Annotated in this window: 1 rRNA gene; it reads left to right on the plus strand. The window is 56.9% G+C overall.

The features are described from left to right. Positions 1-49 precede the first annotated feature (49 nt). Positions 50-3,174 (plus strand): 23S ribosomal RNA (locus ABT160_RS46630). Position 3,175 lies beyond the last annotated feature (1 nt).

Here is a 3,175-nt window from a genome sequence, read left to right on the forward strand (position 1 = left end):
GGGTGGCTGGTCGTTGCTTGAGAACTGCACAGTGGACGCGAGCATCTGTGGCCAAGTTTTTAAGGGCGCACGGTGGATGCCTTGGCACCAGGAACCGATGAAGGACGTGGGAGGCCACGATAGTCCCCGGGGAGCCGTCAACCAGGCTTTGATCCGGGGGTTTCCGAATGGGGAAACCCGGCAGTCGTCATGGGCTGTCACCCGCTGCTGAACACATAGGCAGTGTGGAGGGAACGAGGGGAAGTGAAACATCTCAGTACCCTCAGGAAGAGAAAACAACCGTGATTCCGGGAGTAGTGGCGAGCGAAACCGGATGAGGCCAAACCGTATGCGTGTGAGACCCGGCAGGGGTTGCGCATGCGGGGTTGTGGGATCTCTCTTTCACAGTCTGCCGGCTGTGAGGCGAGTCAGAAACCGTTGATGTAGGCGAAGGACATGCGAAAGGTCCGGCGTAGAGGGTAAGACCCCCGTAGCTGAAACATTGACGGCTTGCTTGAGAGACACCCAAGTAGCACGGGGCCCGAGAAATCCCGTGTGAATCTGGCGGGACCACCCGCTAAGCCTAAATATTCCCTGGTGACCGATAGCGGATAGTACCGTGAGGGAATGGTGAAAAGTACCGCGGGAGCGGAGTGAAATAGTACCTGAAACCGTGTGCCTACAAGCCGTGGGAGCGTCGCGCATCAAGCTTGCTTGGTGCGTCGTGACTGCGTGCCTTTTGAAGAATGAGCCTGCGAGTTAGCGGTGTGTAGCGAGGTTAACCCGTGTGGGGAAGCCGTAGCGAAAGCGAGTCCGAATAGGGCGATTGAGTTGCACGCTCTAGACCCGAAGCGGAGTGATCTAGCCATGGGCAGGTTGAAGCGGAGGTAAGACTTCGTGGAGGACCGAACCCACCAGGGTTGAAAACCTGGGGGATGACCTGTGGTTAGGGGTGAAAGGCCAATCAAACTCCGTGATAGCTGGTTCTCCCCGAAATGCATTTAGGTGCAGCGTCGTGTGTTTCTTGCCGGAGGTAGAGCACTGGATAGGCGATGGGCCCTACCGGGTTACTGACCTTAGCCAAACTCCGAATGCCGGTAAGTGAGAGCACGGCAGTGAGACTGTGGGGGATAAGCTCCATGGTCGAGAGGGAAACAGCCCAGAGCATCGACTAAGGCCCCTAAGCGTACGCTAAGTGGGAAAGGATGTGGAGTCGCAGAGACAACCAGGAGGTTGGCTTAGAAGCAGCCACCCTTGAAAGAGTGCGTAATAGCTCACTGGTCAAGTGATTCCGCGCCGACAATGTAGCGGGGCTCAAGCGTACCGCCGAAGTCGTGTCATTGCAGTACATACCCCCAACGGGGACTGTGATGGGTAGGGGAGCGTCGTGTGCCGGGTGAAGCAGCCGCGGAAGCGAGTTGTGGACGGTTCACGAGTGAGAATGCAGGCATGAGTAGCGATACACACGTGAGAAACGTGTGCGCCGATTGACTAAGGGTTCCTGGGTCAAGCTGATCTGCCCAGGGTAAGTCGGGACCTAAGGCGAGGCCGACAGGCGTAGTCGATGGACAACCGGTTGATATTCCGGTACCCGCTTTGAAACGCCCAATATCGAGCCCATTAATGCTAAGGCCGTGAAGCCGCCCTGATCTCTTCGGAGTTGAGGGGAGTGGTGGAGCCGCTGATCCAAGGTGGTAGTAGGTAAGCGATGGGGTGACGCAGGAAGGTAGTCCAGCCCGGGCGGTGGTTGTCCCGGGGTAAGGGTGTAGGCCGTGTGGTAGGCAAATCCGTCACACGTTAAGGCTGAGACCTGATGCCGAGCCGATTGTGGTGAAGTGGATGATCCTATGCTGTCGAGAAAAGCCTCTAGCGAGTTTCATGGCGGCCCGTACCCTAAACCGACTCAGGTGGTCAGGTAGAGAATACCGAGGCGTTCGGGTGAACTATGGTTAAGGAACTCGGCAAAATGCCCCCGTAACTTCGGGAGAAGGGGGGCCACGTCTGGTGATCACTCTTGCAGTGTGAGCTGGGTGTGGCCGCAGAGACCAGCGAGAAGCGACTGTTTACTAAAAACACAGGTCCGTGCGAAGCCGTAAGGCGATGTATACGGACTGACGCCTGCCCGGTGCTGGAACGTTAAGGGGACCGGTTAGCGACTCTTCGGGGTTGCGAAGCTGAGAACTTAAGCGCCAGTAAACGGCGGTGGTAACTATAACCATCCTAAGGTAGCGAAATTCCTTGTCGGGTAAGTTCCGACCTGCACGAATGGCGTAACGACTTCTCGACTGTCTCAACCATAGGCCCGGTGAAATTGCACTACGAGTAAAGATGCTCGTTTCGCGCAGCAGGACGGAAAGACCCCGGGACCTTTACTACAGTTTGATATTGGTGTTCGGTTCGGCTTGTGTAGGATAGGTGGGAGACTTTGAAGCGGCCACGCCAGTGGTTGTGGAGTCGACGTTGAAATACCACTCTGGTCGTGCTGGATGTCTAACCTGGGTCCGTGATCCGGATCAGGGACAGTGTCTGATGGGTAGTTTAACTGGGGCGGTTGCCTCCTAAAGAGTAACGGAGGCGCCCAAAGGTTCCCTCAGCCTGGTTGGCAATCAGGTGTTGAGTGTAAGTGCACAAGGGAGCTTGACTGTGAGACCGACGGGTCGAGCAGGGACGAAAGTCGGGACTAGTGATCCGGCGGTGGCTTGTGGAAGCGCCGTCGCTCAACGGATAAAAGGTACCCCGGGGATAACAGGCTGATCTTCCCCAAGAGTCCATATCGACGGGATGGTTTGGCACCTCGATGTCGGCTCGTCGCATCCTGGGGCTGGAGTCGGTCCCAAGGGTTGGGCTGTTCGCCCATTAAAGCGGTACGCGAGCTGGGTTTAGAACGTCGTGAGACAGTTCGGTCCCTATCCGCTGTGCGCGTAGGAATATTGAGAAGGGCTGTCCCTAGTACGAGAGGACCGGGACGGACGAACCTCTGGTGTGCCAGTTGTCCTGCCAAGGGCATGGCTGGTTGGCTACGTTCGGGAGGGATAACCGCTGAAAGCATCTAAGCGGGAAGCCTGCTTCGAGATGAGTATTCCCACCTCCTTGAGAGGGTAAGGCTCCCAGTAGACGACTGGGTTGATAGGCCAGATGTGGAAGCCCTGTAAGGGGTGGAGCTGACTGGTACTAATAGGCCGAGGGCTTGTCCTCA

The organism is Streptomyces sp. NPDC001941 (assembly GCF_040296945.1).
GTDB lineage: Bacteria > Actinomycetota > Actinomycetes > Streptomycetales > Streptomycetaceae > Streptomyces.